This is a genomic window from Streptomyces sp. NPDC002911, from assembly GCF_053591835.1.
In genome coordinates, this window is the sequence record NZ_JBSFUO010000014.1 from 128,990 (window position 1) to 153,324 (window position 24,335).

Sequence of the window (24,335 nt, forward strand, 5' to 3'; positions counted from 1 at the left end):
CCTGACTTCTTGTCAGCAGTTGCACCCGCAGTCACAGCCGTCGCAGCAGTCGCCGCATTGGCCGCAGCAGTTGCACCCCTCGCAGCAACCCTCGCACCAGTCGTTGCAGTCGTTCTTGTGGCAGAGCCCTTCGCGCTCCTGGCCGCTCCAGGGGTCGTTGAAGCTGCCGGCACAGCACATCTGGCAGGTGCAGGCGAGGCCGGCCCAGACCAGACAGCCGGCTATGAGGCCACGCCGGTTGCGGGGCGGCTCGGGCGGGAGCGGCGGCCCGGGCGGACCGCCGGGGGTCGGCGCGTACGGGTTGCCGGGCGGCGGACCGAAGGCCCCCGAGGGCTGCCCGTCCCGCTGGTGTGAGCACGACACGGGTCCGAAGGCCCGGTCCACGGAGCGCCGCAGCTCGTGCACCAGGAGCACATGCGCCAGTTTGCCGTCGGTGAATTCCGCGTCCCGCATCGCCAGGCGCACACCGTGCAGCGCGTCGTCGCACAGACGGCGGGCCTCGGCGAGCGACGTGCCAGTCGCCGCGAGCGGGTTCCAGGCACCCGACGCGGCGTCAGCTTCACGGTCCTCCACGGCATCCAGCAGATGGGCGAGCCGCCCGAAGAGCCGCCCCGCCTCGGCGAGCGGTACGGCGTTCCGCGGCTTGCCCGCCAGCAGGGCGGTGTGCGCGAAGGCTGCGGCCGTGGCCGTCTCGGTGGGTTCGGTGACCGTCAGGAGCGGGGTGCCCGGGCCGGCGAGGGACTCGATACCGGTCTGCCGGTCGACCGCGTCGACCAGGACCGCCGTGTCGAAGCCGAGCTCGGCCCCGGTACGCGCCCCTGCCCTGTCCCAGCCCGCGGCGACCCGGCGGGCCGCGGCGGCCACCGGGCGCCGCTTCAACAGCCCGTCGCGGTCGGCCACATGGTCACGCACCTTCGCGGACGCCAGCACGAGCGATACGGCGGCGGCGAGCCGGGCCCCCTCGCCGCGGGCGACCGGAGCCGTCCGCATCGAGCGCAGCGGGCAGGGGCCCGCGGTGCGCCGTAGTCCGGCGGAGCGTTCGGACTGAGCTTCCGTCAGGACCGAGACGATCAGGCCGTCATAGTTCGTGACGACGCGGGCGAACTGCCCGTGGTCGGCGCGAAGAGCGAGACAGAGACCGCAGAGATGAGCCATCCACTCCGTCTTGAGCCCTTCGGACAGCCGATGGGTACATGGCCTCACGATTCCGAACACGACGATCCCCCGGGAGCTGCTCATCTGACGAACCGCGCCCGTCTACCAGCGCGCGGCGTGCATCGTATCGAGCGATCCGTTCACCCGTACGCCCCCCATGTCACCCGTACGGAGGGGAGCGTCATATTTTCCTTCCGCAAGCCCCCCTATGCGGTATGAACCCTGACGAACCGCCACATCTTCTGCACCAGTAGCGTCACGAATCGCCTGCCCGACACCTATCCCCTTGGCGCTGTATCCGCATCATGGTCGACCATGGGGATAGGAAAGAGATACGGAACACCAACGAACCGCGGTGAGAGGAGGAGTCCATGGGATCGGTGCGCAAGGCGAGCGCCTGGCTGGGCCTCGTGGAGGACAACGACGATCGGTACTACGACGACGAGTACTCCGAGGATGCGGAGACCGGCACGAATCAGCCATGGGTGACCGACCCCCGCGTGCAAGTGGCTTCCGAGAAGGCCGTGGACACGGGACGCCGGATCGCCACCGTCACCCCTGACAGCTTCCGGGACGCGCGTGGGATCGGCGAGCTCTTCCGGGACGGTGTGCCGGTGATCGTCAACCTCACGGCGATGGACCCCACCGACGCGAAGCGCGTCGTGGACTTCGCCGCGGGACTGACCTTCGGGCTGCGCGGCTCCATCGAGCGCGTGGCGACCAGAGTCTTCCTGCTGACGCCCGCCCACACCCAGGTGGTCAACGGCGAAGCCGCCGGCCGGCCCGCCGACGGCTTCTTCAACCAGAGCTGAGCAGAGCGCTCGCCGGAAAGTCCTACCGGAAAGCATCCAGGCCGGTGAGCGCCTTGCCCAGCACCAACTGGTGCATCTCCACGGTGCCCTCGTAGGTGAGCACCGACTCCAGATTCGTCGCGTGCCGCATCACCGGGTATTCCAGCGAGATTCCGTTGGCGCCGAGAATCGTCCGCGCCGTGCGGCAGATCTCGATCGCTTCGCGCACATTGTTGAGCTTTCCGAAGCTGACCTGCTCGGGGCGGATCCTGCCCGCGTCCATCCGCCGGCCCAGATGGTGGGCGAGCAGGACGCCCTTGTGGAGTTCCAGGGCCATGTCCGCGAGCTTGGCCTGGGTCAGCTGGAATCCGCCGATGGGCCTGCCGAACTGCTCGCGGGTCTTCGCGTAGTCCAGAGCCGCCTCGAAGCTCGCCCGCGCGGCGCCCATCGCTCCCCAGACGATTCCGTAGCGGGCATGGCTGAGGCAGCTGAGCGGGCCGCGCAGTCCGATGGCCCCGGGCAGGACCGCGTCGGCGGGCAGCCGTACGCCGTCCAGGACCAGCTCGCTGGTGACCGAGGCGCGCAGCGACCACTTGTGCCTGATCTCGGGTGCGGAGAAGCCGGGACTGTCCGTCGGCACGACGAAGCCGCGGATTCCCGAGCCGCCACCCGCCGAGTCGGTCTGGGCCCATACGACGGCGACCCCGGCGACCGACCCGTTGGTGATCCACATCTTGCGGCCGGTGAGAATCCAGTCCCCGCCGTCCCGCTCCGCGTATGTCCGCATTCCGGCGGGGTCCGAACCGTGGTCCGGTTCGGTCAGGCCGAAGCACCCGATGGTCTCGCCTGCCGCCATGCCGGGGAGCCATCGCTGCTTCTGCTCCTCGGAGCCGAAGCGGTGGATGGCGTACATGGCGAGGGAGCCCTGGACGGAGACCAGGGAGCGGATGCCGGAGTCGGCGGCCTCCAGCTCCAGACAGGCCAGGCCGTACTGGACGGCGCTCGCCCCGGCGCAGCCGTACCCCTGGAGGGACATGCCCAGCGCACCGAGCGCGCCGAGCTCGCGGGCCAGGTGACGGATACCGGGGAGCTCACCGTTCTCGTACCACTCGGCGATGTGCGGGAGGATCCGGCCGGTGGCCCAGCTGCGCACGGTGTCACGGATCGCGAGGTCCTCGGGGCCGAGGAGGTCGTCGATGCCGAGGGGGTCACCCGGATCGAACGGCTGCCCCTTCGACGGCTCCGACGGCTTCGCGGACTCGGTGGTGGACATGGGTGCCTCCGGCAGCTCGCACGGTACGGAAACGCGCCACGGTACTAAAACTAGCAGCGGTAGTTACGGCGCCGTGCCGACGTTACGGCTCAGCGTCCTGATCGTCCAGGGCCCGCGGCCTCGGCGGGTTCGCGCCCGGCCGGAAGGGGGGCCCGGTGCCCCGTCGGGGCGTCCGGCGCCGGGAGCGCGCGAGGCTCGGGCGCGGCGACGCCAGGCCCCGTGGCCTGCTCCGGCACGACGGCCGACTGCTCCCGGCAGGCGTTCTTCACCGGAGGACAGTCCATGGCACGCGGCAGCCGCAGCGCCGCCAGCGCCCCGAGCAGCAGCAGTCCGGCACTGACCAGCAGCGTGACGTGCAGACCGTCGACGAAGGCGTGCCGGGCCGTGTTCCGCAGCAGGTCGCCCATGGGGCCGCCCAGCCGGCCGGCCACCTGGTAGGCCTCTCCCAGCGAATGCGAGGCGGCCGATCCGGCGGCGGCGGGCACGCCCTCCTCGTGGAGCCGGGAGAGCCCGGGGGCGTAGGCGGCGTTCATGACGCTGCCGAGCAGAGCGATCCCCAGGCCCGCGCCCAGCTGGTACGAGGTCTCGCCGATGGCGGCCGCGCCGCCCGCCCGCTCGGCGGGAACCTCGCTCAGCATCGATTCGTACGCCCCGAACAGCGTGGACTGCAGCCCGAAGCCCAGCAGCACGAAGCCGACGGTCAGCAGCACCGGCCGGTCGTGCTGGCCCATCAGGGTCAGCAGGAGCACCGAGGCCGCCGTGAGCACGAAGCCCCAGCCGACCATCCGGCGCGGGCCGATGCGGCTCAGGGTGTACGAACCCGTGGCGCCGGCCGCCATCGCGGCGAAGGTCAGCGGCAGCAGCCGCAGGCCGGTCTCCAGTGGGCTCAGGTCCAGCACCAGCTGGAGGTACTGGACCGCGATCAGTTCCAGGCCGACCAGGGCCAGCATGGCGAGCACGATGCAGCCGACGGCGGTGGTGAAAGCGGGCCTGGAGAACATCGCGATGTCGATCAGGGGGTACGTACGCCGCTTCTGCCTGCGCACGAAGAGGACGACCAGTGCGGCCCCCGCGAGCAGCGGAGCGAGGGTGGCGAGGTTCATCAGCCCCTCGCCGCCACCGATCCGCTTGACCCCGAGGACCACCCCGAGCACACCCGCCGCGGCCGTCAGCGCGCCGAGCACGTCCCAGGGACCGTCGCTCTCGCCGCGGGACTCCGGCAGCAGCCAGCGCCCGACCGGGAGGAGCAGTGCCATGAGCGGGATGTTGATCAGGAAGACCGAGCCCCACCAGTAGTGCTCGACGAGGAATCCACCGATGACGGGGCCGGTCGCGGCGCCGACCGCGGCGACCGCGGTCCATATGCCGATGGCCATGGCCCGTTCGCGACGGTCGGGGAAGACCTGGCGGAGTATCGACAGCGTGGCCGGCATGATCATCGCGCCGCCCACACCGAGCAGGGCGCGCGCGGCGATCAGCACACCGGGTGAGCCGGCCGTCGCGGCGAGCGCGGAGGCGACCCCGAAGAGCGCGTAACCGAAGAGGAGGACGCGCCGTCTGCCGATCCGGTCGCCGAGTGTGCCGAAGAGGATCAGCAGCGAGGCGCAGACCAGTGGATAGGCGTCCACGATCCACAGCAGGCCGACGGCACTGGGCCGCAGGTCCTCGGTGACGGCCGGGACGGCGACGTGCAGCACGGTCGCGTCGAGCGCGACGAGAAGCAGACTGAGACAGAGGACGACCAGGACGAGCCAGCGGTTGGTGCCGTCGGCTGCCGCGCGCAGCCTGCTCACGGCCGTGGACGTCCCAGTCATGTACGTACCTCCCACAATGAGTCCCTCGCGCTCGGCAGACCTGCTGGGGATCCGCTCGCGGCGTCCCCCGGGCCCGGCATCGACGGGCGAGTGAGCCGTCAGCGTACGCGAGTTCCAGGTGGCCACGCGTGGTGCAGCTCATACGTTCACCAGCCACTGAGTGTGGCGTACACCACTTCACCCCCTGCACGCGGGGTCACGTCCGGACCGCCACGCCGCTGCCGCCGCGGAGCGCCTGCCCGTCGGCCGACGGCTCCCCCGAATGGCCCCACAGCTACGCGACGCGGTCACGCTGCGCCATTTCATCGACGCTCAAACATTTCTGCGAATAGTGCTCGGAATAAATAGCCGACGGGTGCAAACCATTCGCCTGCATACAGTGAATGGATACCTGTCTGAGACAAAGTCCACATCACATCGTCATCACAAAGACGCGAGATCGGCCGGATCCCACACTCACTCGCTGTAACGTCCATTGCGTGCGTACCGACATCTTTGCCCGTCTGGACCGGGAGCCGGAACCGCCGAAGATAGAGACCCCGCGGATGAGCCGTCACCGCATCGTCCTCTTCGGCGGGACTTTGGCGTTCTATCTCGCCATCGTCGTCGCCGTGCTGGTCTCGTCCTGGCTGGTGGCCCTCGACTGGAAGGTCATGCTGTTCCGGCCCTACCAGCAGTGGCCGGAACTCCACGCCTTCCTCGACTACTACGTCGTGCTCGGCCAGCGTGGCCCCACGGCCGTGATGGTCGCCTCCTGGCTCGGCTGGCGCTCCTGGCGCCAGCACACGCTGCGCCCGCTGCTCACGCTCGGCGCCTCCCTGCTGCTGCTCAATCTGTCGGTGGGCGCGGTCAAGCTCGGCCTGGGGCGGCTGGGCCCGCACTACGCCACCCAGATCGGCTCGGCGGAGCTCTACGCCGGCGGCGATATATTTCCTTCGGGACACACCGCCAACGCCGTGGTGACCTGGGGAATCCTCGCTTATCTCGCCACCACGCCGCGCGCCAGGCGCTACCTGTCGGCGCTCTCCGCGTTCGTCTCCCTGGGCGTGGGGCTCACCACCGTCTACATCGGCACCCACTGGCTCAGCGACGTCCTGCTGGGCTGGGCGGCCGGCCTGCTGATCCTGCTGGCCCTGCCCTGGTTCGAGCCGCTGATCACCCGTGCGGAGACCCTGATCCTCTCGATGCGTGAGCAGTGGCGGGCCCGACGCAGGCTCCGGGAGTCCGCTCCGCCCGCTCCCGTAGCGCCGAAGCCCGTCCTGCTGCCGCAGTCGCTGGGCGGTGGGGCGGCTGCCGAGGACTCCCACGAGGCCACGAGCAGGGCTCCGGCACCCGAGACGGCGGGAACCGCGGGCGGCCATCCGGGCGCGGCTGCCAGAGCCCGGGCGTACCAGGCGCACCCTGTACGTCCGGAAAGGATGCCGCTGACCCCGGCTCTCTCACGCCGCACGCCGCACGCCGACCGCTCGCCGCGGAGTGGCGCAGGGCCGTCCCGCCCGGTGGCGGGCGGCCCGGTGGCTCCCTGACCTGTGGGGACAGCACACGTACCCGCTCGCGCGACGAGTGAAGGCCCCGACTCCGGTCGGGGCCTTCACTCGTCGGGCCGGGTTCAGCCGATCCAGCAGCGGGTCACGGTCGCGGCGTCCACCTGGAAGTTGATGCGTCCGCCACGGAACTCCATGGTGATGACGGTGCCCGGCGGGAGAGCCCGGACCGTGCTCCAGCCACGTGCCCTGGCCTGCCGTTCGGCAACCTCGGCGTCGAGGCCGACATATGACTGGGGGGTGTCGTCCGGCTGGGCGGGAGGGGTCGGTACAGGTGCCATGCCTCTCACCGTAGGCCGCTCGGCGCCGTGGCGGAAGCGGGCGATCACGGCTCCCGACCATCCTCTTGTACCTCTGCGGTCACGCTTGTGTCACAGGATCCCCACGGGCGTTTACGCGGGACAACTTCACCCGAACAGGAGTCGGGCGGCACCTGACCGCAATTGCGCACCGCCCGCCGAATACCTCCCGAAGGGCCGCCGAAAGGAATTACCGGTGACCGGGGGCCATGCGCAGTCCCGTTTTCCGGTGCCCGCGAAAAGAAGAATATACGGGCAGGCCACCTGGAATTAACTCTCCCTTACGCGGGCCTTACTTTTCCCGCCCGCCTGCTGCGGTCCCTCCGCCGAAGAGCCTCCGCACGCCACACCATCCGGAATGCAGCGGTCCAGGATGCGGCGCCCGGACCGTAGCCCGGGCGCCCAGGCTCAGGTCCGCCCTCGACGGAGCACCCCCGCGGCCTTGTGACGCAGCGCATACGCGCCGTCCAGCACGCTGCCCCTGGAACGGTGGAACCCGCTGCGCAGCACGCCCTGAGATCTCCTCCCGCCACCCTCCGCGGCCAGCTCGGTGAACAGCTTCTCGTGCCGCTCCGCGATCGGCGCCGGATCGAACCGCGCGGCGGAGACCCGCGCGGCACGGCCCATCCGGCGCCGCAGGGCGTCGTCGTCGATCAGACCGAGCAGGGCCTTGGCGAAGGCCCCGGTGTCCCCCAGGGGCACCAGCCGCCCGTCCGTGCCGTCGTCGATGATCTCGGCGGGTCCGTGGGGGCAGTCGGTCGCCACGACCGGCACACCACAGCGCATCGCCTCCACGATGGTCATGCCGAACGACTCACGCTCGGAGGTGACTGCCGCGATGGAGTTCTTGGGCCACTCCGCCTCCATGGGGTCGACCGACCCCATGAGGAGCACCCGCTCCCGAAGGCCGAGCTCGCCGACGAGCCCGCGCAGGGGCCGCTGCTCGTTGCCGGACGCGTCACCGGCTCCGTAGATGCGCAGCCGCCACTCCGGGCGCACGGCCGCGATCTCGGCGAAAGCCCGGACGAGTACGTCGTACCGCTTGACCCGGTGCAGCCGGCCCGCCGCCACGATCCACTTCGCGTCGCAGTCGGCGGGCGGACCGGCGGGCTCCGGCACGCTGTTCGGGATGGCCTCGATCCGCACGCCGGGCAGCCGCAGCCCGGAGCGGTAGTCCCGGGCGTCGGCCTCGGTGACGGTCGTGACCGCGTCGAGCAGCCCGTACCGGTGCCTTATCTCCCGGCGCAGCCGGTAGCCGTGGCTCTCCAGGGTGAGGTGCTCCTGGCCGACGCGCACCGGGCCGCGCCGCGTCTGCCGGCTGATGTGGACGTTGAGACCGGGACGCGTGCCGACGACGACATCGGCCTCCAGCGCGCCCAGATGGGCCGCGATACGGCTGTCGGTGAGCCTGCTGTACTGCCGGTGCCGGGTGTCGCCCCGGGGGAACACCGCCGCGGGCCGGGCCTGGTCGGCGGCCGCCCCCTCGTATCCCGGGCTCGACTTGCGAAGATCGACGAGGTGGCTCAGCCGCACGCCGGCGGGTGCGCCGAGCTTCGGGTCGTCGCGGTGCCGGAAGACGGAGACGATCTCGACGTCATGCTGTTCCGCCAAGGTCCTGGCGAGCGTGAAAGTGGTACGGATCGTTCCCCCGATGCCGTACGCGTTGTGGAGCAGAAATGAAATGTGCATTACGTAGTCATTTCCCCTGTTCGACTGGTCTGCAACGGACCTTACGCGGCGTCAGAAGACACCACAGCATTCGCACAGGAGTCGCACAAACCCGTAACGTCTCGAACGCACGCGCCTGCATCGGGGGTCTTTGCGCGGAATGCTCGACTCCGAATCACCTGTGCGATCTCCCGGTTCGCCGAGCGGCCGCTTCCGGCGCCTAATCTCCTCGATTGGCGCGTGACTCCGGCCCCAGGTCTTCCGTTGTCTCTTCATGAGCCGGGAACCACCCGGCCCACGCACCGAGTTCGAGGAGCCACCCGTGCCGCGCATGCTCGACGTCAGCGAGGACGTACGCGCCGAGATCGGCGATGCCGAAGCCGACCGGCTGCTCGTCGGCGACAGTGCCCCAGGCAATTACGACTGCACCTCATGCCGCACCCCCGGCGACTCCGACCAGGAACGCACCAGCACGGTGCTGTTCGTGGGCGACGAGTCCGCCGTGCTCGCCTTCGCCCACGCGACCTGCATCCCCTCGCAGGTGGTCCAGGTCACGGAGGACCAACTCCAGGGCGCCGTGCGGTCCATCACCGGCAGCGAGCCACAGAATCCGGAGGGCCTCATGCCCGAACAGGCCGTCCTCGGCATCACCAGCGGTCTCGTCCTGATCGAGGACGACCTCCGCCCGGCTCTGGTCGTCGAACCGACCGGCCCGATCGCCCGGCCCGGCACCGACGGCAGCGGCGGCGGCGGCGACCAGTTCCTCCAGCTTCTGCTGGAGCAGGGCTTCCTGCCCACGCCCCATCTGAACCGGCTGCCGGGTGTCCTCACCGGCTGGTCGGTCCTCCTCGCCATGGGCCAGCTGCACGCCGTGCTGCAACCGGGCGCCGGCGGCGGCAGCCCGGTCGCCTGGTGGCAGGCCCACCAGCCGCTCCAGGTCACCGAGGGCTGGCGGACGGCTGCCAGCAAGTCGCGGAGCGTGCTGGTCTTCGCCGCGCCGGCCGGTTCCATCGGCCAGCAGCCGCGCGAGGACCTGCTCCGTGACGCGCTGGACAAGGCAGCGGTCAACGGCCTCCTGGTCGGCGCGACGATGCCGCTCGCCGGGACCTGAGCATGTCCGTACGACTGCCCTCCCCTGCCCGCCGAACCGCGTTTTCTCCGCCCGGACCGCATCCGACGGGCGGTGAGGTCGTTGGCACCTACGTGCACTCATACGACCCTCCTCGCCAGCAGCAGACCCCGATCCCGGCCATGCGCCCGTCGCAGGACCCTTCGGGCGGCAAGTCCCCCACCCCGATCTACGACGCCCTGTACTCCGAGTACAGGCGATCGTTCCGGGCGCTTCCCGGGGACCGCACCGGTGAGGAGAGTCTCGGCTTCAGAACGTTCGGCGTCGGGATGTTCGGCAGCCGTGCGCCGCTGGGCGGCCGTCCGGCGGTGAACGCCCAGGGAAGCCACAGCGGGGCCGGTAACCCCGGTTCCTGGCAGCGGGTCGGCAGGCATGCCGGCCGCGCCCGGCCCGCGGCGCTGCCGCCGGGGTCCACGGACGCCTGAGGGAATACGGCGAAGCCCCGGACCACCCGAGTTCCTTGCCGGGTGGTCCGGGGCTTCGCCGTGTGCCTACGTCACTTCTTGCGGCCGCGCTTCTCGCGTACGCGGACGGAGATGTGGATCGGCGTGCCCTCGAAGCCGAACTCCTCGCGCAGACGGCGTTCGACGAAGCGACGGTAGCCGTGCTCCAGGAAGCCGGACGCGAAGAGGACGAACCGCGGCGGCTTGGTGCCCGCCTGGGTGCCGAAGAGGATGCGGGGCTGCTTGCCTCCGCGCACCGGGTGGGGGTGGGAGGCGACGATCTCACCGAGGAAGGCGTTCAGCCGGCCGGTGGGGATGCGGGTCTCCCAGCCGTCGATCGCGGTCTCGATCGCCGGAACCAGCTTCTCCATGTGCCGGCCGGTGACGGCCGAGACGTTGACGCGTGGGGCCCAGGCGATCTGGGCCAGCTCCGTATCGATCTCGCGCTCGAGGTAGTAGCGGCGTTCCTCGTCGAGGGTGTCCCACTTGTTGAAGGCGACCACGACAGCACGGCCGGCCTCGACCGCCATGGTGATGATGCGCTGGTCCTGCACGCTGATGGACTCGCTGGAATCGATCAGGATGACGGCGACCTCCGCCTTCTCGACGGCGGCGGCGGTACGCAGCGAGGCGTAGTAGTCCGCGCCCTCCTGGAGGTGGACCTTGCGTCGGATGCCCGCCGTGTCGATGAACTTCCAGGTGGTCCCGCCGAGCTGGATCAGCTCGTCGACCGGGTCACGGGTGGTGCCAGCCAGGGCGTTGACGACGACACGGTCCTCGCCGGCGACCTTGTTCAGCAGGGAGGACTTGCCGACGTTCGGCCGGCCGATGAGCGCGATGCGCCGCGGGCCGCCCAGCGCGGTGCCGAAGGTCTGGGCCGGGGCCTCGGGCAGGGCCTCCAGGACGGCGTCCAGCATGTCGCCGGTGCCGCGGCCGTGGAGGGAGGAGACCGGGTGAGGCTCGCCGAGGCCGAGCGACCAGAGCGCGGTGGCGTCGGCCTCGCCGCTCTGCCCGTCGACCTTGTTGGCGCAGAGGACCACGGGCTTGCCGGCCCGGCGCAGCAGCTTGACGACGGCCTCGTCGGTGTCGGTGGCGCCGACGGTGGCGTCCACCACGAAGACGACCGCGTCGGCCGTCTCGATGGCGTACTCGGCCTGGGCGGCGACGGAGGCGTCGAGGCCCAGCACGTCCTGCTCCCAGCCGCCGGTGTCGACGACCTTGAAGCGGCGCCCGGCCCACTCGGCCTCGTAGCTGACGCGGTCACGGGTGACACCGGGCTTGTCCTGGACGACGGCCTCACGGCGGCCGATGATCCGGTTCACCAGGGTCGACTTGCCGACGTTCGGGCGGCCGACGACGGCGAGCACGGGAAGCGGTCCGTGACCGGCCTCACCGATCGCGCCCTCGACCTCCTCGGGGTCGAACCCCTCCTGCGCGGCGAGCTCCATGAACTCCGCGTACTCGGCATCGCCAAGTGCTCCGTGCTCGTGGTCCGAGCCGTCGGAGTGAATCTGGTCGTTCATGAAGTCCGTTCCTCTTTGCATCATCATCGATGGACCACGATCGCGCGGCCCACTACTCAAGTGTCACCCAGGCGTCCGGTGAGACGCCTGGCCTTTTCCAGGTGCGCGGTCAGCTCCGCCTGGATCCGCAGCGTCGCCTCGTCCAGCGCCTTCCTGGTCCGCCGCCCACTGCCGTCACCGGCCTGGAAGGCGTCGCCGAAGACGACGTCGACCCGGCTCCGCAGCGGAGGCAGTGCCGATACCAGCCGTCCGCGGCGCTCCGAGCTTCCCAGGACCGCGACGGGAACGATCGGCGCTCCGCCACGCACCGCGAAGTACGCGAGCCCCGCGCGCAGAGAGGCGAAGTCGCCTTCGCCTCTGGTGCCCTCGGGGAAGATCCCGAGGACCCCGCCGTCGTCCAGCACGCCGAGTGCCTGCGTGATGGCGGTGCGGTCGACGGTCGTACGGTCCACCTTCAGCTGGCCGATTCCGCGCAGGAACGGGTCGAGGGGGCCGACGAACGCCTCCTTCTTGATCAGGAAGTGGACGGGCCGGGGCGCGGTGCCCATCAGCATCGGTCCGTCGAGATTGTGCGCGTGGTTCACCGCGAGTATGACGGGTCCCGCCGTGGGGACCCGCCACGCTCCGAGCACACGGGGCCTGAACAGGCCGTACATGAGCCCGATGCCGATCCCGCGCCCGACGGCCGCTCCGCGCAGCGTCGGCGCGGCTGTGGCTTCGGTCACTTCGCGGCCTGCTTCTCCCCGACGAGGGTGACGACGCACTCGATGACCTGCGCGAGGGTCAGGTCGGTGGTGTCCACCTCGACGGCGTCGTCGGCCTTGGCCAGCGGCGAGGTCTTGCGGCCGGAGTCGGCTGCGTCCCGCTTGATCAGCGCCTCCCTGGTGGCGGTGAGGTCGGAGCCCTTGACCTCACCGCTGCGGCGGGCGGCGCGCGCCTCCGGGGAGGCGGTCAGGAAGATCTTGATGTCGGCGTCGGGCAGCACGGTGGTACCGATGTCACGGCCCTCGACGACGATGCCCCCCTCGGCCTCCGTGGCTATCGAGCGCTGCAGCTCGGTGATCAGGGCGCGCACCTCGGGCACGGCGCTGACGGCGCTGACCTTGGAGGTGACCTCCTGGGTACGGATCGGGCCCGAGGCGTCCTCGCCGTCGACGGTGATCGTCGGGGCGGACGGGTCCGTGCCGGAGACGATGACCGGCTTGGCGGCGGCCATGGCGATCTCGGCCGGGTCCTGCACGTCGATGCCGTTGTTCAGCATCCACCACGTGATCGCCCGGTACTGGGCGCCGGTGTCCAGGTAGCTCAGGCCGAGCTGGGCGGCGACGGCCTTGGATGTGCTCGACTTGCCTGTGCCGGAGGGACCGTCGACAGCGACGATCACTGCGGCCTGGGCGGTCCGGGCGGCGGCGCTTACGGTTTCCACGGTGGTGGACACCTTCCTGGTACACGGGGACGGGCGGAGCGGGGCCACGGGACGGCCTCCCCCAAGGTTACCGAGTGCGCGAAGCGCCTTTGCACCCCTGTCTCCGGGCCCCCGCCCTCCGGTCCGCTAGGGGCGGATCGACCAGCCGCGGTCGCTGAGGGCCGCGCTCAGTGCGGGTGCGGCGCTCGGCTCGACCATCAGCTGGACCAGTCCGGCCTGCTGGCCGGTGGCGTGCTCGATGCGGACGTCTTCGATGTTGACGCCGGCCCGCCCCGCGTCGGCGAAGATCGAGGCCAGCTCACCCGGCCGGTCGCTGATGAGCACGGCGACGATCTCGTACGACGTCGGGGCGGCCCCGTGCTTGCCGGGGACCCGGACCCGGCCGGCGTTGCCGCGGCGCAGGACGTCCTCGATGCCTTCGGTGCCCGTGCGGCGCCGGTCCTCGTCGGCGGACTGGAGCCCGCGCAGGGCCCGGACGGTCTCGTCCAGGTCGGCGGCGACCCCGGCCAGCACGTCGGCGACCGGGCCGGGGTTCGCGGAGAGGATCTCCACCCACATCCGGGGGTCGGAGGCCGCGATGCGGGTGACGTCCCTGATCCCCTGGCCGCACAGGCGTACGGCGGTCTCGTCGGCCTCCTCCAGCCGGGCGGCGACCATCGAGGAGATCAGCTGCGGGGTGTGGGAGACCAGGGCGACGGCGCGGTCGTGCGCGTCCGCGTCCATGACGACCGGGACGGCACGGCAGAGCGCGACCAGCTCCAGGGCGAGGTTGAGGACCTCGGTGTCGGTCTCCCGGGTCGGAGTGAGGACCCAGGGACGACCCTCGAACAGGTCAGCGGTGGCAGCGAGCGGCCCGGAGCGCTCCTTGCCGGCCATGGGGTGCGTACCGATGTACGGCGTGAGGTCGACGCCGAGCGCTTCCAGCTCGCGGCGCGGGCCGCCCTTGACGCTGGCGACGTCGAGGTAGGCCCGGGCGATCCCGTCGCGCATGGCCGTGGCGAGCACCGTGGCGGTGTGGGCGGGCGGCACGGCGACGACCGCAAGGTCGACGGGGCCCTCGGGCGCCTCGTCCGTGCCGGCTCCGAGCGCGGCGGCGGTCTGCGCCGAGGACGGGTCGCGGTCGACGAGGTGCACCTGGACGCCGCGCCCCGCGAGGGCGAGGGCGGCCGAGGTGCCGACCAGGCCGGTTCCGATGACGAGGGCTGTTCTCACTGGGCGATGTCCTTGCGGAGGGCGCCGGTGGCGCCGAGGTAGACGTGGCTGATCTCTGACCTGGAGAGATACGTCTCCACGTGCGCGAGGATGCGGACCACGCGGGGCATGGACCCGGTGATGTCGAGCTCCTGGGCGCAGATCAGCGGTACGTCGACGATACCGAGGCCCCGGGCCGCGGCCGCCGGGAAATCGCTGTGCAGATCGGGGGTGGCGGTGAACCAGACGCTGATCAGGTCGTCGGCGGCCAGCTGATTGCGCTCCAGGACCGCGGTGAGGAGTTCACTCACCCGCTCGTCCATGTGACCGGCTTCGTCCCGGTCCAGCTGGACGGCTCCACGGACTGCTCGTACCGCCACGTCGTACCCCTCGTCGCTTCGTGCTGCGTGCCCTTTCAGCCTAGAGGTGCGGTGGCGGCGCCGGTCACGGCGCTCTGTCCGTGAGACGCGGCGGCGGGGCGTGCCGGTCCGGAGCGCCCGGTCGGGCGTGTTCGGCATCGAGGACGGGTGGTCGAGCACGGCCGGGCGACGCGCCCGCTGCCCGCCGGGCCGCATGCCGTTCGGAGGCGACGGCATCCGGCTCGTCCCGGACGCGTACTCTCGCGCGCATGATCACCCCTGAAGGCGAGCGGCTGGTGCGGGAGCCACGGTCTACTCCTGTGTGATGGGCTCCCGCGCCTTCGGACTGGCCACCGACGACAGCGACACGGACCAGCGCGGGGTGTTCCTCGCGCCCGACCCGCTGTTCCGGGGCTTCACGAAACCGCCGGCCCATGTCGAAGGTCCCGCCGACGAGCAGTTCTCCTGGGAGCTGGAGCGCTTCTGCGAGCTGGCGCTGCGGGCGGACCCGAACGTGCTGGAGTGCCTGCACTCACCGCTGGTGGAGCACATCGACGCCACGGGGCGTGAGCTCCTCGCCCTGCGCGGGGCATTCCTGTCCCGGCACGCCCACGGGGCGTCCGTGCGCTATGCGCTGGGCCAGCGGCGGAAACTGCAGGCCGACGTCCGTACGCACGGGGCCCCACGGTGGAAGCACGCCATGCACCTGCTGCGGCTGCTGACGTCCGGCCGGGAGCTGCTGCGAACGGGCGAGCTGCGGATCGAGGCCGGGGACGCGCGCGGTGAGCTGCCGGCGGTGAAGCGGGCGAGGTCCCATGGGCCGAAGTGGAACGCCGGATGACGCGCCTGGCCGAGGAGAACGAGGAGGCGGCCTCCCGCTCCCCCCTGCCGGCCGACCCCGACCCCGACCGCGCACGCGTGGAGGCCTTCCTGATGACGCTCAGGGGCGGCGGGCCACCCACAGCTGACGTCCGGAGCGGACGACCAGGTCGTCGCGGTGGCGCACGTCCGCCGGGCCGCCGTCGACGAGCGTCCCGAGCGCGGCGAGGTCCGCGGGATCGGCCCGGCCGTCGAGGGCGCCGCGGACGTGGCTGAGCACGAGGTGCGCGTACGGGCGGGCGGCAGCGGGCAGCGGGGCGGTCAGCTCCAGGAGCTCCGCGCGTTCCTGCTCGACGGTGAGACCGGCCGCGGCCAGCAGGGCGCCCCAGTCTGCGCCCAGGTACGGCACCTGCTCGGCGTGGAGCGCACCCAACGCCTCCCGGCACCGCGCCTCCAGGCCGGGGCGGCCGGCCACCGCGTCGTCCGGGAGGAAGCGCGGCTGTCCGTCCATCTCGGCGACGGCCAGCAGCCCGCCCGGGCGCAGCGCGGCGCGGGCCCCGGCGAAGGCGGAGGCCGGATCGTCCACGTGGTGCAGGGAGGCCGACGCCCAGACGAGGTCGGCGTCCGCGATACCGGGGAGCCCGGCGCCCGCGTCCGTCTCCAGGGTGCGCACCCGGTCGCCCAGGCCCTTGGCGCGGGCGGATGCGGCAAGCCGGGCGAGCATCTCCGGGGAGCTGTCGACGGCTGTCACACGGGCGCTGGGGAAGCGTTCCAGCAGGGCGAACGTGCCGGTCCCGGTGCCCGAACCCAGGTCGACGACGTGGGTGACGCCCGCTCCCGCCGCACCGGCGATCAGGGCGGTCACCGAGGTGAGGTAGGGCGCGAACAGCTCGGCGTCGAGATCGAGCATCCGGGCGAGGCCGTCCTGCGGGGCCGAGTCGCCGTGCCCGTGCTGGTGGGCGTGGGGGTGGGGTGCGGAAGGTGTCATACGGCCGAGCCTACGAAGTTTTGCGCACAGCGCATACTGTCTTGCCCATGACGCAAGAAGGCAGTGACCTCGACGGCCTCGTACGCAAACGGATCCGGGCCCTGCGGGCCGCGCACGGCTGGTCGCTCGACGACCTCGCCGCCCGCTGCCACCTCAGCCCTTCCACCCTCAGCCGGATCGAGACCGGCCACCGCAGGATCGCGCTGGACCAGCTCACCGTGATCGCCCGGGCCCTCGGTGCCTCGCTCGACCAGCTTGTCGAGTCCGCCGCCGACGATGTGGTCGTGAACCCCACGCGCCACCCGGCCCGGGGCCTGACCCAGTGGGCCCTGCGCGGCGATCCCGGCGTCACCGTGGCGCGGATACGGCTGACCGGTCCCCCGCCCGAAGGTCCCTCGGCGCTCAAGGCGCACCCCGGCCGGGAGTGGTTCACGGTGCTGTCCGGCACGGCGTTGCTGCTGCTGGGGGAACGGCGGCTGCGGGTGGAGGAGGGGCAGGCGGCGGAGTTCACCACGATGCTCCCGCACGCGCTGGGCGCCGTCGGCGGCCCCGCCGAAATCCTCGGGATCTTCGACCGGGACGGCCGCCGCTCCCACTTGCGCGAGCGCGGGTGAGAGGGCGGCCGCCAGGGCGGTCAGGACACGGCGGGCCCTCCCAGCCGCGCCCGGACGACGAGATCGTGCAGGGCGTCGAAGCCCGTAGGCACCTCGGCGAGCCGTGACGCGGCCTGGGCCTCGTCGAGCACCGCGTGCAGGGCTTCGGCGTCCCGGGCGACGGCCGCGCGGTCGGCCGGCTGCGCCACCCCGTGTTCGGCGTCCGCCTTCGCCTCGATCAGCGCGGGCAGGCAGGCCGGTGCGGCTGTCACCTCGTCCAGCAGGGTCGGCAGATGCGCCACGAGCGTGCCGGTGCGCATCAGATGGACGCCGGTGAGCAGTGCGCGGAACGTGTAGAGCAGCGGCTTCAGTTCGCCGGTCTTCTCGAACAGCCGCCACTGCGTACCGGCGAATCCCCGGTAGTGGTGGGCGTGGTTGCGGGTCACCACCGCGGGTGCCAGCTCCACGAGTTCCGCGTGGAGCCCGGTGGTGTGCACCACCAGCGGGGACAGCAGTTGTTCCAGCACGTAGCCGTTGGGTTTCAGCATGAGCCGGACGAACTTGCGGAGATCGTGGGTGACGAGGTCCATCTCGACCCCGTCCTGGTCCCACATCCGTGACCGCGTCTCCTCCGGCTCCCTGAGGCCGGCGAGATCCTCCGCGGGCAGGACATGGACCCCCCGCAGGTCCACGTCCGAGTCCCGCGAGGGGAGGCCGTACAGATGGGCACCCGAGACCGTGGCGAACAGGAGCGGGCAGGGCTCCTCGGCGAGCACCGCGGTCAGGTCGGCGTCCGGCAGCCCGGCGCCTCGAAGTGTCGTGTCGCTGTGCATGGTCATGCGTCCCAGAGCGCGGCCAGCGACAGCAGGTCGCTGCGGTACTCGATGCGCTCGGACCACTCCTTGGGCCAGGCGTCCGCCCCCAGGTGCGCTCCGGCCAGCGCACCCGTGAGACAGCCGAGGGAGTCGGAGTCGCCCCGTGTGCAGGCGGCCCGGCGCAGGGCGGTGACCGGTTCCTCGGGGAAGAGCAGGAAGCAGTGCAGGGACGTCGCGAGGGCCTCCTCAGCGACCCAGCCGTCTCCGGTGGCCTCGCAGGGGTCGGTCTCGGGGGACGGGGCCCGCAGGGCGTCCTGGACCCGGGCGAGGGCGGTGAGGCACTCGTCCCAGCCGCGCCGCATGTACGCCTCGGGCGAGGCATCACCCGCATGGCGCCAGAGGTCTCCGAGCCAGCGCGCCGGATAGCGGTCGGCGCTCTCGTAGGCGTAGCTGCGCAACTGGCCGACCAGGCCCATCGGTTCGGCCCCCTGCGCCAGCAGGAACACCGCGCGGGCCGTCAGGTCGGAGGCGGCCAGCGCGGTGGGGTGACCGTGGGTCAGTGCGGCCTGGAGCTGGGCGGCGCCGGAGCGCTGTTCCTCGCTGAGGCCCGGTACGAGACCGACGGGCGCGACCCGCATATTGGCGCCGCAGCCCTTGGATCCGGTCTGGCTGGCCTCCTGCCAGGGCCGCTCCTCCTCGAGCATGCGGCAGGCGGTCATGCAGGTACGGCCTGGGGCGCGGTTGTTCTCCGGGGAGCGGTACCAGCGCACGAACTCCTCCCGGACCGGCCCCACCAGACGTTCCGGGGTGAGCAGGCCCCGGTCCATGGCGGTGCGGATGCCGCGGCCGAGAGCGAGGGTCATCTGGGTGTCGTCGGTGACGAACGCGGGCTTCGGCAGCCGCATCCGGCGCCAGGGACCGCACTTCGCGAGGATCGCGGGGACGTTGTTGAACTCGGTGGGGAAGCCCAGCGCGTCGCCGAGTGCCAGCCCGGTCAGCGCGCCTGTGGCCGCGTGTTTGGTGAGCATCCTTGTCGGGATCATGATGTCCGTCCTTCAGGGCGTCCTTCCGGGCGCAGCAATGGAGGGTGCAGGGCGGTAGCGGCACCCGCCCGGTAGAGGGCGGCAGGTTTTCCCCGTCCGCCGGTGCGGCGCGGCGGCCCGTCCACGGCCTGGACGAAGCCGGGCGTGGTGAGGACCTTGCGCCGGAAATTGGGGCGGTCCAGCTCGACGCCCCAGACGGTCTCGTAGACCTGCTGGAGCTCGCCGAGGGTGAACTCGTCCGGGCAGAACGCGGTGGCCAGGCAGGAGTACTCGAGCCTCGCACCGATCCGGTCGTGCGCGTCCGCGAGGATGCGGTCGTGGTCGAAGGCGAGCGGTCCGGTGCCGCCCGTGTCCCACCACTGCGCCTTCGCCGCATCCCCGCCGCCCCGCGGTTCGGGGAGGTCGGGCACGAGTGCGGCGTACGCGACGGAGACGACCCGCATCCTGGGGTCGCGGTCCGGATCGCTGTAGGTGCGCAACTGTTCGAGGTGGAAGCCGCATACGGACTTCCTGGTGAGGCCGGTCTCCTCGGCGAGCTCGCGGCGGGCCGCCTCCTCGGCGGACTCCCGCGGCAGGACGAAGCCGCCGGGCAGCGCCCACCGCCCCGCGTAGGGGGCCTCGCCCCGTTCCACGAGCAGCACATGGAGCCGCGCTTCGCGGACCGTGAAGACGGCGAGGTCGACGGTGACGGCGAAGGGGACGTAGGCGTGGGGGTCATATCCCTCGGGGGCGGTACTCATCGTCGCTCCGGCAGGGGTGCGGTGAAGTGCCATCCGGTGGCGAGGAGAGCGTCCACGGCGGCGACCGCCGTGTCGAGGCGCTCGCTACGGGACCCGGTGACCTCGATGTACCGCCGTCCGGTACGGGTCAGTTCGGCGCGGAAGCGGTCCGTCATCCAGGGCCGCAGCTCCTCGCCGTCGCGCAGTCCGTCGTCCTCGAAAGCAACACCTTCGTGGTCGGTGAGCAGCCAGAGGTGGTGGGTGACCCGGTCGGCGGTCCTCTCGACGAGCGGATTGCGTCCGCCGATGTAGCGCTCGTGCCAGACGGTGGTGGCGAACGAGTCGGTGTCGCAGATGAGCACCGGGGACCCCGTCCGCGCGGCGGCCTCCTCCTTGGCGTTCTGGGCCTCTGCGATGAGGGGGAAGTCGTCGGTGGTGAAGGTGACGTCCTCCCACTGGGCGCCCGGCCACCGGTTGCGCAGGGCGGCGAGTCGGGCCTCGCTGAACTCCCTCCCGTACTCGGCGACGTACCGGGTCCCCGCCCATACGCCGCCGCGCCGGCGATAGTGGTCGGCCAGGGCGCGGGCCAGGGTCGTGGTGCCGGTGGACTCGGCGCCCAGGACGACGATCCGGCGGGCGAGCGCGCCACGAACGGGCGGCTCCAGATAGTCCCAGCAGCGGGTGGGGTCGGCGCGGACCGCGGTACCGGAGACGGGAAAGAGGGTGCGGTCCGGGTCGACGAGGACGGACTCCGCGCCGAAGCGGCGCGCCAGCTCCTCGCCGTACGACTCCGAGGTGAAGACGGCATCGACCCGCTCGGGCACGGCCGTGGTGAACACCTCCATGTGGGCGTCCCAGACGGCCGCGTCGGTGAGGTCCATGTGGATGTCGTCGACGGTGCCGACCACCCGGCAGTCGGGGTGGGCCTCCCGCATCCAGGCGACCCGGTCGGCGAGCGGGACGGATTCGACGGAGGCGGCGCAGACCAGGACGGTGAGCTTCTCGCAGCGGTCCCGTGCGGTGCGGACGAGGTGGTGGTGGCCGGCGTGCGGCGGATAGAACTTGCCGAGGACCAGGCCGTGCCCGTGGCGCTTCATGCCGCCACCACCGCGTCCTCGCGCCGGTCCGGGGCCAGGTCCCGGTTCCAGTTGCGCAGTCCGACGATGCAGAGCCCGAGGAATCCGGCGTACAGCAGGGAGGTGAGGTAGAGATCCTTGTAGGCGTACAGCGGGATGTACACCACGTCGGCGGCGATCCACAGCCACCAGGACTCGACGCGCTTGCGGCACTGTCCGTACGTCGCCATGAGGGACAGTGAGGTGGTCAGGGCGTCCCAGAAGGGCACGGTCGAATCCGTGGCCCGGGACAGCAGCAGGGTGAGCCCGAGGGCCCCCACCGCCCCCGCCGCGAGCAGCCAGGCCCATTCGGTGCGGGTGGTGCTCCGCACCGGCAGGACGGATGTCCCTGGTCCACCCCCGTGGGTCCAGGTCCACCAGCCGTACGCGGCGAGGGAGATGAAGACGATCTGCAGGCCGGCGTCGGCGTACAGACCGGACTGGGCGAACAGCAGGATGAAGAACAGGTTGTTGGCGATACCGACCGGCCAGTTGGCGAGATGCTGGCGGGCCACGAGCCAGACGCACAGCGCACCGCTGCCGAAGCCCAGCACCTCGGTCCAGCTGACCGGGGTGCCAAGGATCGTCACCAGGGGCTGTTGCAGGGGGCCGAGTACGTCCGCGAGCGTCACGCCGTCCCTTCCTTCTTTTTAGAGTCACTATGACTATAAAGATGAAACGGCGGCAGCGAAAGGCCCGCGGCCGGTCTCTGTTCGAAAAAGAACGAGAAACCGGCCGCGGGCCGTCGGGGATCGGGCGGTGGCTACAGGCCGACCTCGCGCATCAGCATGCCCACCTCGGTGTTGGTCAGGCGGCGCAGCCAGCCCGACTTCTGGTCGCCCAGCGGGATCGGTCCGAAGGACGTCCGCACGAGGCGTTCGACCGGGAAGCCGGCCTCGGCCAGCATCCGGCGGACGATGTGCTTGCGGCCCTCGTGGAGGGTGACCTCGACCAGGTAGTTCTTACCTGTGTTCTCGACGACCCGGAAGTGGTCGGCACGGGCGTAGCCGTCCTCCAGCTGGATGCCGTCCTTGAGGCGCTTGCCGAGGTCACGCGGCAGCGGGCCCTGGATCGCGGCCAGGTAGGTCTTCTTCACGCCGTACCTGGGGTGCGTCAGACGGTGCGCGAGGTCGCCGTGGTTGGTGAGCAGGATGATGCCTTCGGTCTCGGTGTCGAGCCGCCCGACGTGGAACAACCGCGTCTCGCGGTTGTTCACGTAGTCCCCGAGGTTCTGACGGCCGTCCGGGTCGCCCATGGTGGAGACGACGCCGGCGGGCTTGTTCAGCGCGAAGAAGAGGTACGACTGGGTCGCGACGGTCAGGCCGTCGACCTTGATCTCGTCCTTCTGCGGGTCGACACGCTTGCCCTGCTCCAGCACGATCTCGCCGTTGACCTCGACGCGGGCCTGCTCGATCAGCTCCTCGCACGCCCGGCGCGAGCCCATGCCGGCGCGGGCGAGGATCTTCTGCAGACGCTCGCCCTCCTGCTCGGCGCCCGGGTTGGTCCTGGGGGTCCTGATCTCGGGCTTGTCCGCGTACCGGTCACGGTTGCGCTGCTCGATCTTGGCGTCGAGCTCGCGGGGGCGGGACGGAGCCCCCACACGGCGTCCGCCCTTGGACACGTTCTGTGCGGGCTTCGGGCCGCCCTTGGCGCCGCCGCGTGCTGCCGCGCCGCGGCCCTTGCGGGGGCCACCGTCGCCGCCCGGCTTGTCGGAGCCCACGTCGTAGCGACGCTCCTCGGGACGGGGCCGGCGGGGGCGCTGCTCCTCCTGCTTGTCGTCGCGCCCTCCCGCGGCCTTGGGACGGAAGGAGCCGCCGCCCTTCGCGCCCGAGCCGCCCCGGGGGTTCCGGTTGCCGCCGCTCTTGCCGCTGCCGCTTCCGCTGTTGCTGCCACTGCTTCGCATCAAAATTCCGTCTTGTCGTCTGCGTGAGTTTCCGGGGTGTCCGGTGCGTCCGGATCGAACGACGGCACACCCTCTAGCGTCTCAGCCTCGATCGCGTCCGCCTCCGGGAGGAAGGGCGCGAGCTCCGGGAGCTCGTCCAGGCCTCGCAGGCCCATGCGCTCCAGAAAGTAGTTCGTCGTCCTGTACAGGATCGCACCTGTTTCGGGTTCCGCGCCCGCCTCCCCGACGAGACCCCTCTGGAGCAGGGTCCGCATGACGCCGTCGCAGTTCACTCCGCGTACCGCCGAGACCCTCGACCGGCTGACCGGCTGACGGTACGCGACCACCGCGAGGGTCTCCAGCGCCGCCTGGGTGAGCCGGGCGTGCCGGCCGTCCAGGACGAAGCCCTCGACCGCCTCCGCGTACTCGGGGCGGGTGTAGAAGCGCCAGCCCCCGGCGACGAGCCGCAGGTCGAATCCGCGGCGCTGGACGGTGTACTCGTCCGCCAGCTCCCGCAGGGCGTCCGCCACGGCCCTGCGGGACCGCTGGAGGACCGTGGCGAGGTGTTCCTCGGTGGCGGGCTCGTCGACGACCATGAGGACCGCCTCCAGCGCGGGCTTGAGGTCGAGCCCGGCAACCGGGGCGTCGCGCCCGCCGTCGTCTGCACTCATGCCTGTACGTCCTCCTGTGGCTCGCGCGCCTCTTGGTCGAACTCGTCCGTGACCACCGGTTCGGCCCCCTCGCCCCCGGCCCAGCGCACCAGGAGGTCACCCAGCGCCTCCTCCTGGTCGAGCGTGACCGCCTTCTCCCGGTAGAGCTCGAGGAGCGCCAGGAAGCGGGCGACGACCGTGAGGGTGTTCTCCGCGTCCTCGGTGAGCGCCCGGAAGCTGATCTCGCCCTCCGCCCGCAGCCGCGCCACCACGATGTCCGCCTGCTCACGCACGCTGACCAGCGGCGCGTGGATGTGGTCGACGTACACCTGCGGCTTGGCCCTGGGCTGCATCGCCTTCACCGCGAGCCGGGCGAAGCCCCCGGGGCCGATGCTGATCACGACCTCGGGCAGCAGCTCGGCGTGCTGGGGCTCGAGCCCCACCGTGCGGGTGTAGCGGCGGGACTCGGACTCCAGACGGTCGCTGAAGATCTCCGCGATCCGCTTGTACGCGCGGTACTGCAGCAGCCGTGCGAAGAGCAGGTCCCGCGCCTCCAGGAGGGCGAGGTCCGCCTCGTCCTCCACCTCCGCGGTGGGCAGAAGCCGGGCGGCCTTCAGGTCGAGCAGGGTCGCGGCGACGACGAGGAATTCGGTGGTCTGGTCGAGATCCCCGTCGGGTCCCATGGCCCGGATGTGTGCCATGAACTCGTCGGTGACCTTCGACAGCGCGACCTCGGTCACATCGAGCTTGTGCTTGGCGATCAGCTGCAGGAGCAGATCGAAGGGGCCCTCGAAATTGACCAGCCGCACGGTGAACCTGCGGTCGCCACCAGCCTCAAGGGCCTCCTGGCCGACCGCTCCCCGGCCCGGAAGGCTCTCGGTGGACCCAGGAGCGTCCGACGGGGCCGCCGAGGGCTCAGGGGTCGCTGAGGGCCCGGACGGGGCCTCGGGAGCCGCCGCATCCCGGCCCCCCGGCCCGGGGCCGAGGGCACGGCGGGGCGGGCGGGGCACGTCGTCGGCAGTCGGCATGTGCTGGGGTCCAGGAGTGCGGCGGGTGGCGGGCCATGGGCCCCGGGGCCGGGCCGCCCGTACGGCGG

24 protein-coding genes and 1 pseudogene are annotated in these 24,335 nt (G+C 71.4%); 6 read left to right on the forward strand and 19 right to left on the reverse strand.

The features are described 5' to 3' along the window. Positions 1-12: 12 nt before the first annotated feature. On the reverse strand, positions 13-1,239 hold the full coding sequence (locus ACWD04_RS22115) for a DUF5685 family protein (protein WP_451134421.1): 1,227 nt from the start codon (positions 1,237-1,239) through the stop codon (positions 13-15). A gap of 287 nt (positions 1,240-1,526) precedes the next feature. Between ACWD04_RS22115 and ACWD04_RS22120 the strand changes: the two genes are divergently transcribed. Next, a complete protein-coding gene (locus tag ACWD04_RS22120) occupies positions 1,527-1,967 on the forward strand; it encodes a cell division protein SepF (protein ID WP_451134423.1) in 441 nt (146 codons plus the stop codon). Between the two features lie 22 nt (positions 1,968-1,989). Here the strand turns inward: ACWD04_RS22120 and ACWD04_RS22125 are convergent, their stop codons facing one another. After that, a complete protein-coding gene (locus ACWD04_RS22125) occupies positions 1,990-3,219 on the reverse strand; it encodes an acyl-CoA dehydrogenase family protein (RefSeq protein ID WP_451134425.1) in 1,230 nt (409 codons plus the stop codon). Between the two features lie 89 nt (positions 3,220-3,308). Next, positions 3,309-5,033 carry an MFS transporter gene (locus tag ACWD04_RS22130; RefSeq protein WP_451134427.1) on the reverse strand — a complete coding sequence of 575 codons (1,725 nt, stop codon included), beginning with the start codon at positions 5,031-5,033 and terminating at the stop codon, positions 3,309-3,311. Between the two features lie 479 nt (positions 5,034-5,512). Here ACWD04_RS22130 and ACWD04_RS22135 point away from each other — a divergent pair, with 479 nt between their 5' ends. Beyond that, positions 5,513-6,559: a phosphatase PAP2 family protein gene (locus ACWD04_RS22135; protein WP_451134429.1), complete on the forward strand. Its 1,047-nt coding sequence runs from the start codon at positions 5,513-5,515 to the stop codon at positions 6,557-6,559. A gap of 83 nt (positions 6,560-6,642) precedes the next feature. Here the strand turns inward: ACWD04_RS22135 and ACWD04_RS22140 are convergent, their stop codons facing one another. Then, on the reverse strand, positions 6,643-6,858 hold the full coding sequence (locus ACWD04_RS22140; RefSeq protein ID WP_451134431.1) for an I78 family peptidase inhibitor: 216 nt from the start codon (positions 6,856-6,858) through the stop codon (positions 6,643-6,645). Between the two features lie 426 nt (positions 6,859-7,284). Beyond that, positions 7,285-8,565, reverse strand: a complete 1,281-nt coding sequence (locus tag ACWD04_RS22145; protein ID WP_451134433.1) for a glycosyltransferase family 4 protein — start codon at positions 8,563-8,565, stop codon at positions 7,285-7,287. A gap of 301 nt (positions 8,566-8,866) precedes the next feature. Between ACWD04_RS22145 and ACWD04_RS22150 the strand changes: the two genes are divergently transcribed. Next, positions 8,867-9,655, forward strand: coding sequence for a hypothetical protein (locus ACWD04_RS22150; protein WP_451134435.1), 789 nt, complete (start codon positions 8,867-8,869; stop codon positions 9,653-9,655). Positions 9,656-9,795: 140 nt separating this feature from the next. Beyond that, complete coding sequence (locus tag ACWD04_RS22155) at positions 9,796-10,098, forward strand: hypothetical protein (RefSeq protein WP_451134437.1); 303 nt, start codon at positions 9,796-9,798, stop codon at positions 10,096-10,098. Between the two features lie 71 nt (positions 10,099-10,169). Here ACWD04_RS22155 and der read toward each other — a convergent pair whose 3' ends face one another. The 5 genes from der to aroH form a co-directional block, all read right to left on the reverse strand. Further along, a complete protein-coding gene (gene der, locus ACWD04_RS22160; protein WP_451134439.1) occupies positions 10,170-11,639 on the reverse strand; it encodes a ribosome biogenesis GTPase Der in 1,470 nt (489 codons plus the stop codon). 56 nt (positions 11,640-11,695) lie between these two features. Further along, complete coding sequence (locus ACWD04_RS22165; RefSeq protein ID WP_451134441.1) at positions 11,696-12,364, reverse strand: lysophospholipid acyltransferase family protein; 669 nt, start codon at positions 12,362-12,364, stop codon at positions 11,696-11,698. Then, entirely contained in the window at positions 12,361-13,077 is a 717-nt protein-coding gene (gene cmk, locus ACWD04_RS22170; protein WP_451134443.1) for a (d)CMP kinase, read from the reverse strand. Before cmk ends, ACWD04_RS22165 begins: the two co-directional genes overlap by 4 nt. A 114-nt stretch (positions 13,078-13,191) precedes the next feature. Beyond that, complete coding sequence (locus tag ACWD04_RS22175; protein ID WP_451134445.1) at positions 13,192-14,277, reverse strand: prephenate dehydrogenase; 1,086 nt, start codon at positions 14,275-14,277, stop codon at positions 13,192-13,194. Further along, the gene (gene aroH / locus ACWD04_RS22180) at positions 14,274-14,636 is read right to left on the reverse strand and encodes a chorismate mutase (RefSeq protein WP_451134447.1); all 363 of its coding nucleotides are present in this window, start codon (positions 14,634-14,636) and stop codon (positions 14,274-14,276) included. The genes ACWD04_RS22175 and aroH overlap by 4 nt, the downstream gene beginning before the upstream one ends. Before the next feature lie 248 nt (positions 14,637-14,884). Between aroH and ACWD04_RS22185 the strand changes: the two are divergent. Continuing rightward, positions 14,885-15,560 (forward strand): annotated as a pseudogene (locus ACWD04_RS22185) (nucleotidyltransferase domain-containing protein); the annotation flags it as partial. On the opposite strand, the gene ACWD04_RS22190 reads toward ACWD04_RS22185, so the two are convergent. Next, on the reverse strand, positions 15,556-16,422 hold the full coding sequence (locus ACWD04_RS22190; protein WP_451134449.1) for a class I SAM-dependent methyltransferase: 867 nt from the start codon (positions 16,420-16,422) through the stop codon (positions 15,556-15,558). The pseudogene ACWD04_RS22185 and the gene ACWD04_RS22190 sit on opposite strands and share 5 nt — an antisense overlap. Before the next feature lie 47 nt (positions 16,423-16,469). Between ACWD04_RS22190 and ACWD04_RS22195 the strand changes: the two genes are divergently transcribed. Continuing rightward, positions 16,470-17,036 carry a helix-turn-helix domain-containing protein gene (locus ACWD04_RS22195; protein WP_451134451.1) on the forward strand — a complete coding sequence of 189 codons (567 nt, stop codon included), beginning with the start codon at positions 16,470-16,472 and terminating at the stop codon, positions 17,034-17,036. A gap of 20 nt (positions 17,037-17,056) precedes the next feature. On the opposite strand, the gene ACWD04_RS22200 is transcribed toward ACWD04_RS22195, so the two are convergent. The 8 genes from ACWD04_RS22200 to ACWD04_RS22235 all read right to left on the reverse strand — a co-directional run bounded on the left by ACWD04_RS22200 (position 17,057) and on the right by ACWD04_RS22235 (position 24,267). Then, entirely contained in the window at positions 17,057-17,848 is a 792-nt protein-coding gene (locus tag ACWD04_RS22200) for a nucleotidyltransferase domain-containing protein (protein ID WP_451134511.1), read from the reverse strand. A 2-nt stretch (positions 17,849-17,850) separates the two neighbouring features. Further along, positions 17,851-18,873, reverse strand: coding sequence for an ADP-ribosylglycohydrolase family protein (locus ACWD04_RS22205; RefSeq protein WP_451134453.1), 1,023 nt, complete (start codon positions 18,871-18,873; stop codon positions 17,851-17,853). Then, complete coding sequence (locus tag ACWD04_RS22210; protein WP_451134455.1) at positions 18,870-19,613, reverse strand: NUDIX hydrolase; 744 nt, start codon at positions 19,611-19,613, stop codon at positions 18,870-18,872. Before ACWD04_RS22210 ends, ACWD04_RS22205 begins: the two co-directional genes overlap by 4 nt. Next, complete coding sequence (locus tag ACWD04_RS22215) at positions 19,610-20,689, reverse strand: AAA family ATPase (RefSeq protein WP_451134457.1); 1,080 nt, start codon at positions 20,687-20,689, stop codon at positions 19,610-19,612. Before ACWD04_RS22215 ends, ACWD04_RS22210 begins: the two co-directional genes overlap by 4 nt. Further along, positions 20,686-21,339, reverse strand: coding sequence for a nicotinamide riboside transporter PnuC (pnuC, locus tag ACWD04_RS22220; RefSeq protein WP_451134459.1), 654 nt, complete (start codon positions 21,337-21,339; stop codon positions 20,686-20,688). The genes ACWD04_RS22215 and pnuC overlap by 4 nt, the downstream gene beginning before the upstream one ends. Positions 21,340-21,470: 131 nt before the next feature. After that, positions 21,471-22,610, reverse strand: a complete 1,140-nt coding sequence (locus ACWD04_RS22225; RefSeq protein ID WP_451134461.1) for a pseudouridine synthase — start codon at positions 22,608-22,610, stop codon at positions 21,471-21,473. Next, complete coding sequence (gene scpB, locus ACWD04_RS22230) at positions 22,610-23,260, reverse strand: SMC-Scp complex subunit ScpB (RefSeq protein WP_451134463.1); 651 nt, start codon at positions 23,258-23,260, stop codon at positions 22,610-22,612. The genes ACWD04_RS22225 and scpB overlap by 1 nt, the downstream gene beginning before the upstream one ends. Continuing rightward, positions 23,257-24,267 (reverse strand): segregation and condensation protein A, encoded by a 1,011-nt coding sequence (locus ACWD04_RS22235; protein WP_451134465.1) that lies wholly within the window; start codon positions 24,265-24,267, stop codon positions 23,257-23,259. Before ACWD04_RS22235 ends, scpB begins: the two co-directional genes overlap by 4 nt. Positions 24,268-24,335: the final 68 nt, after the last annotated feature.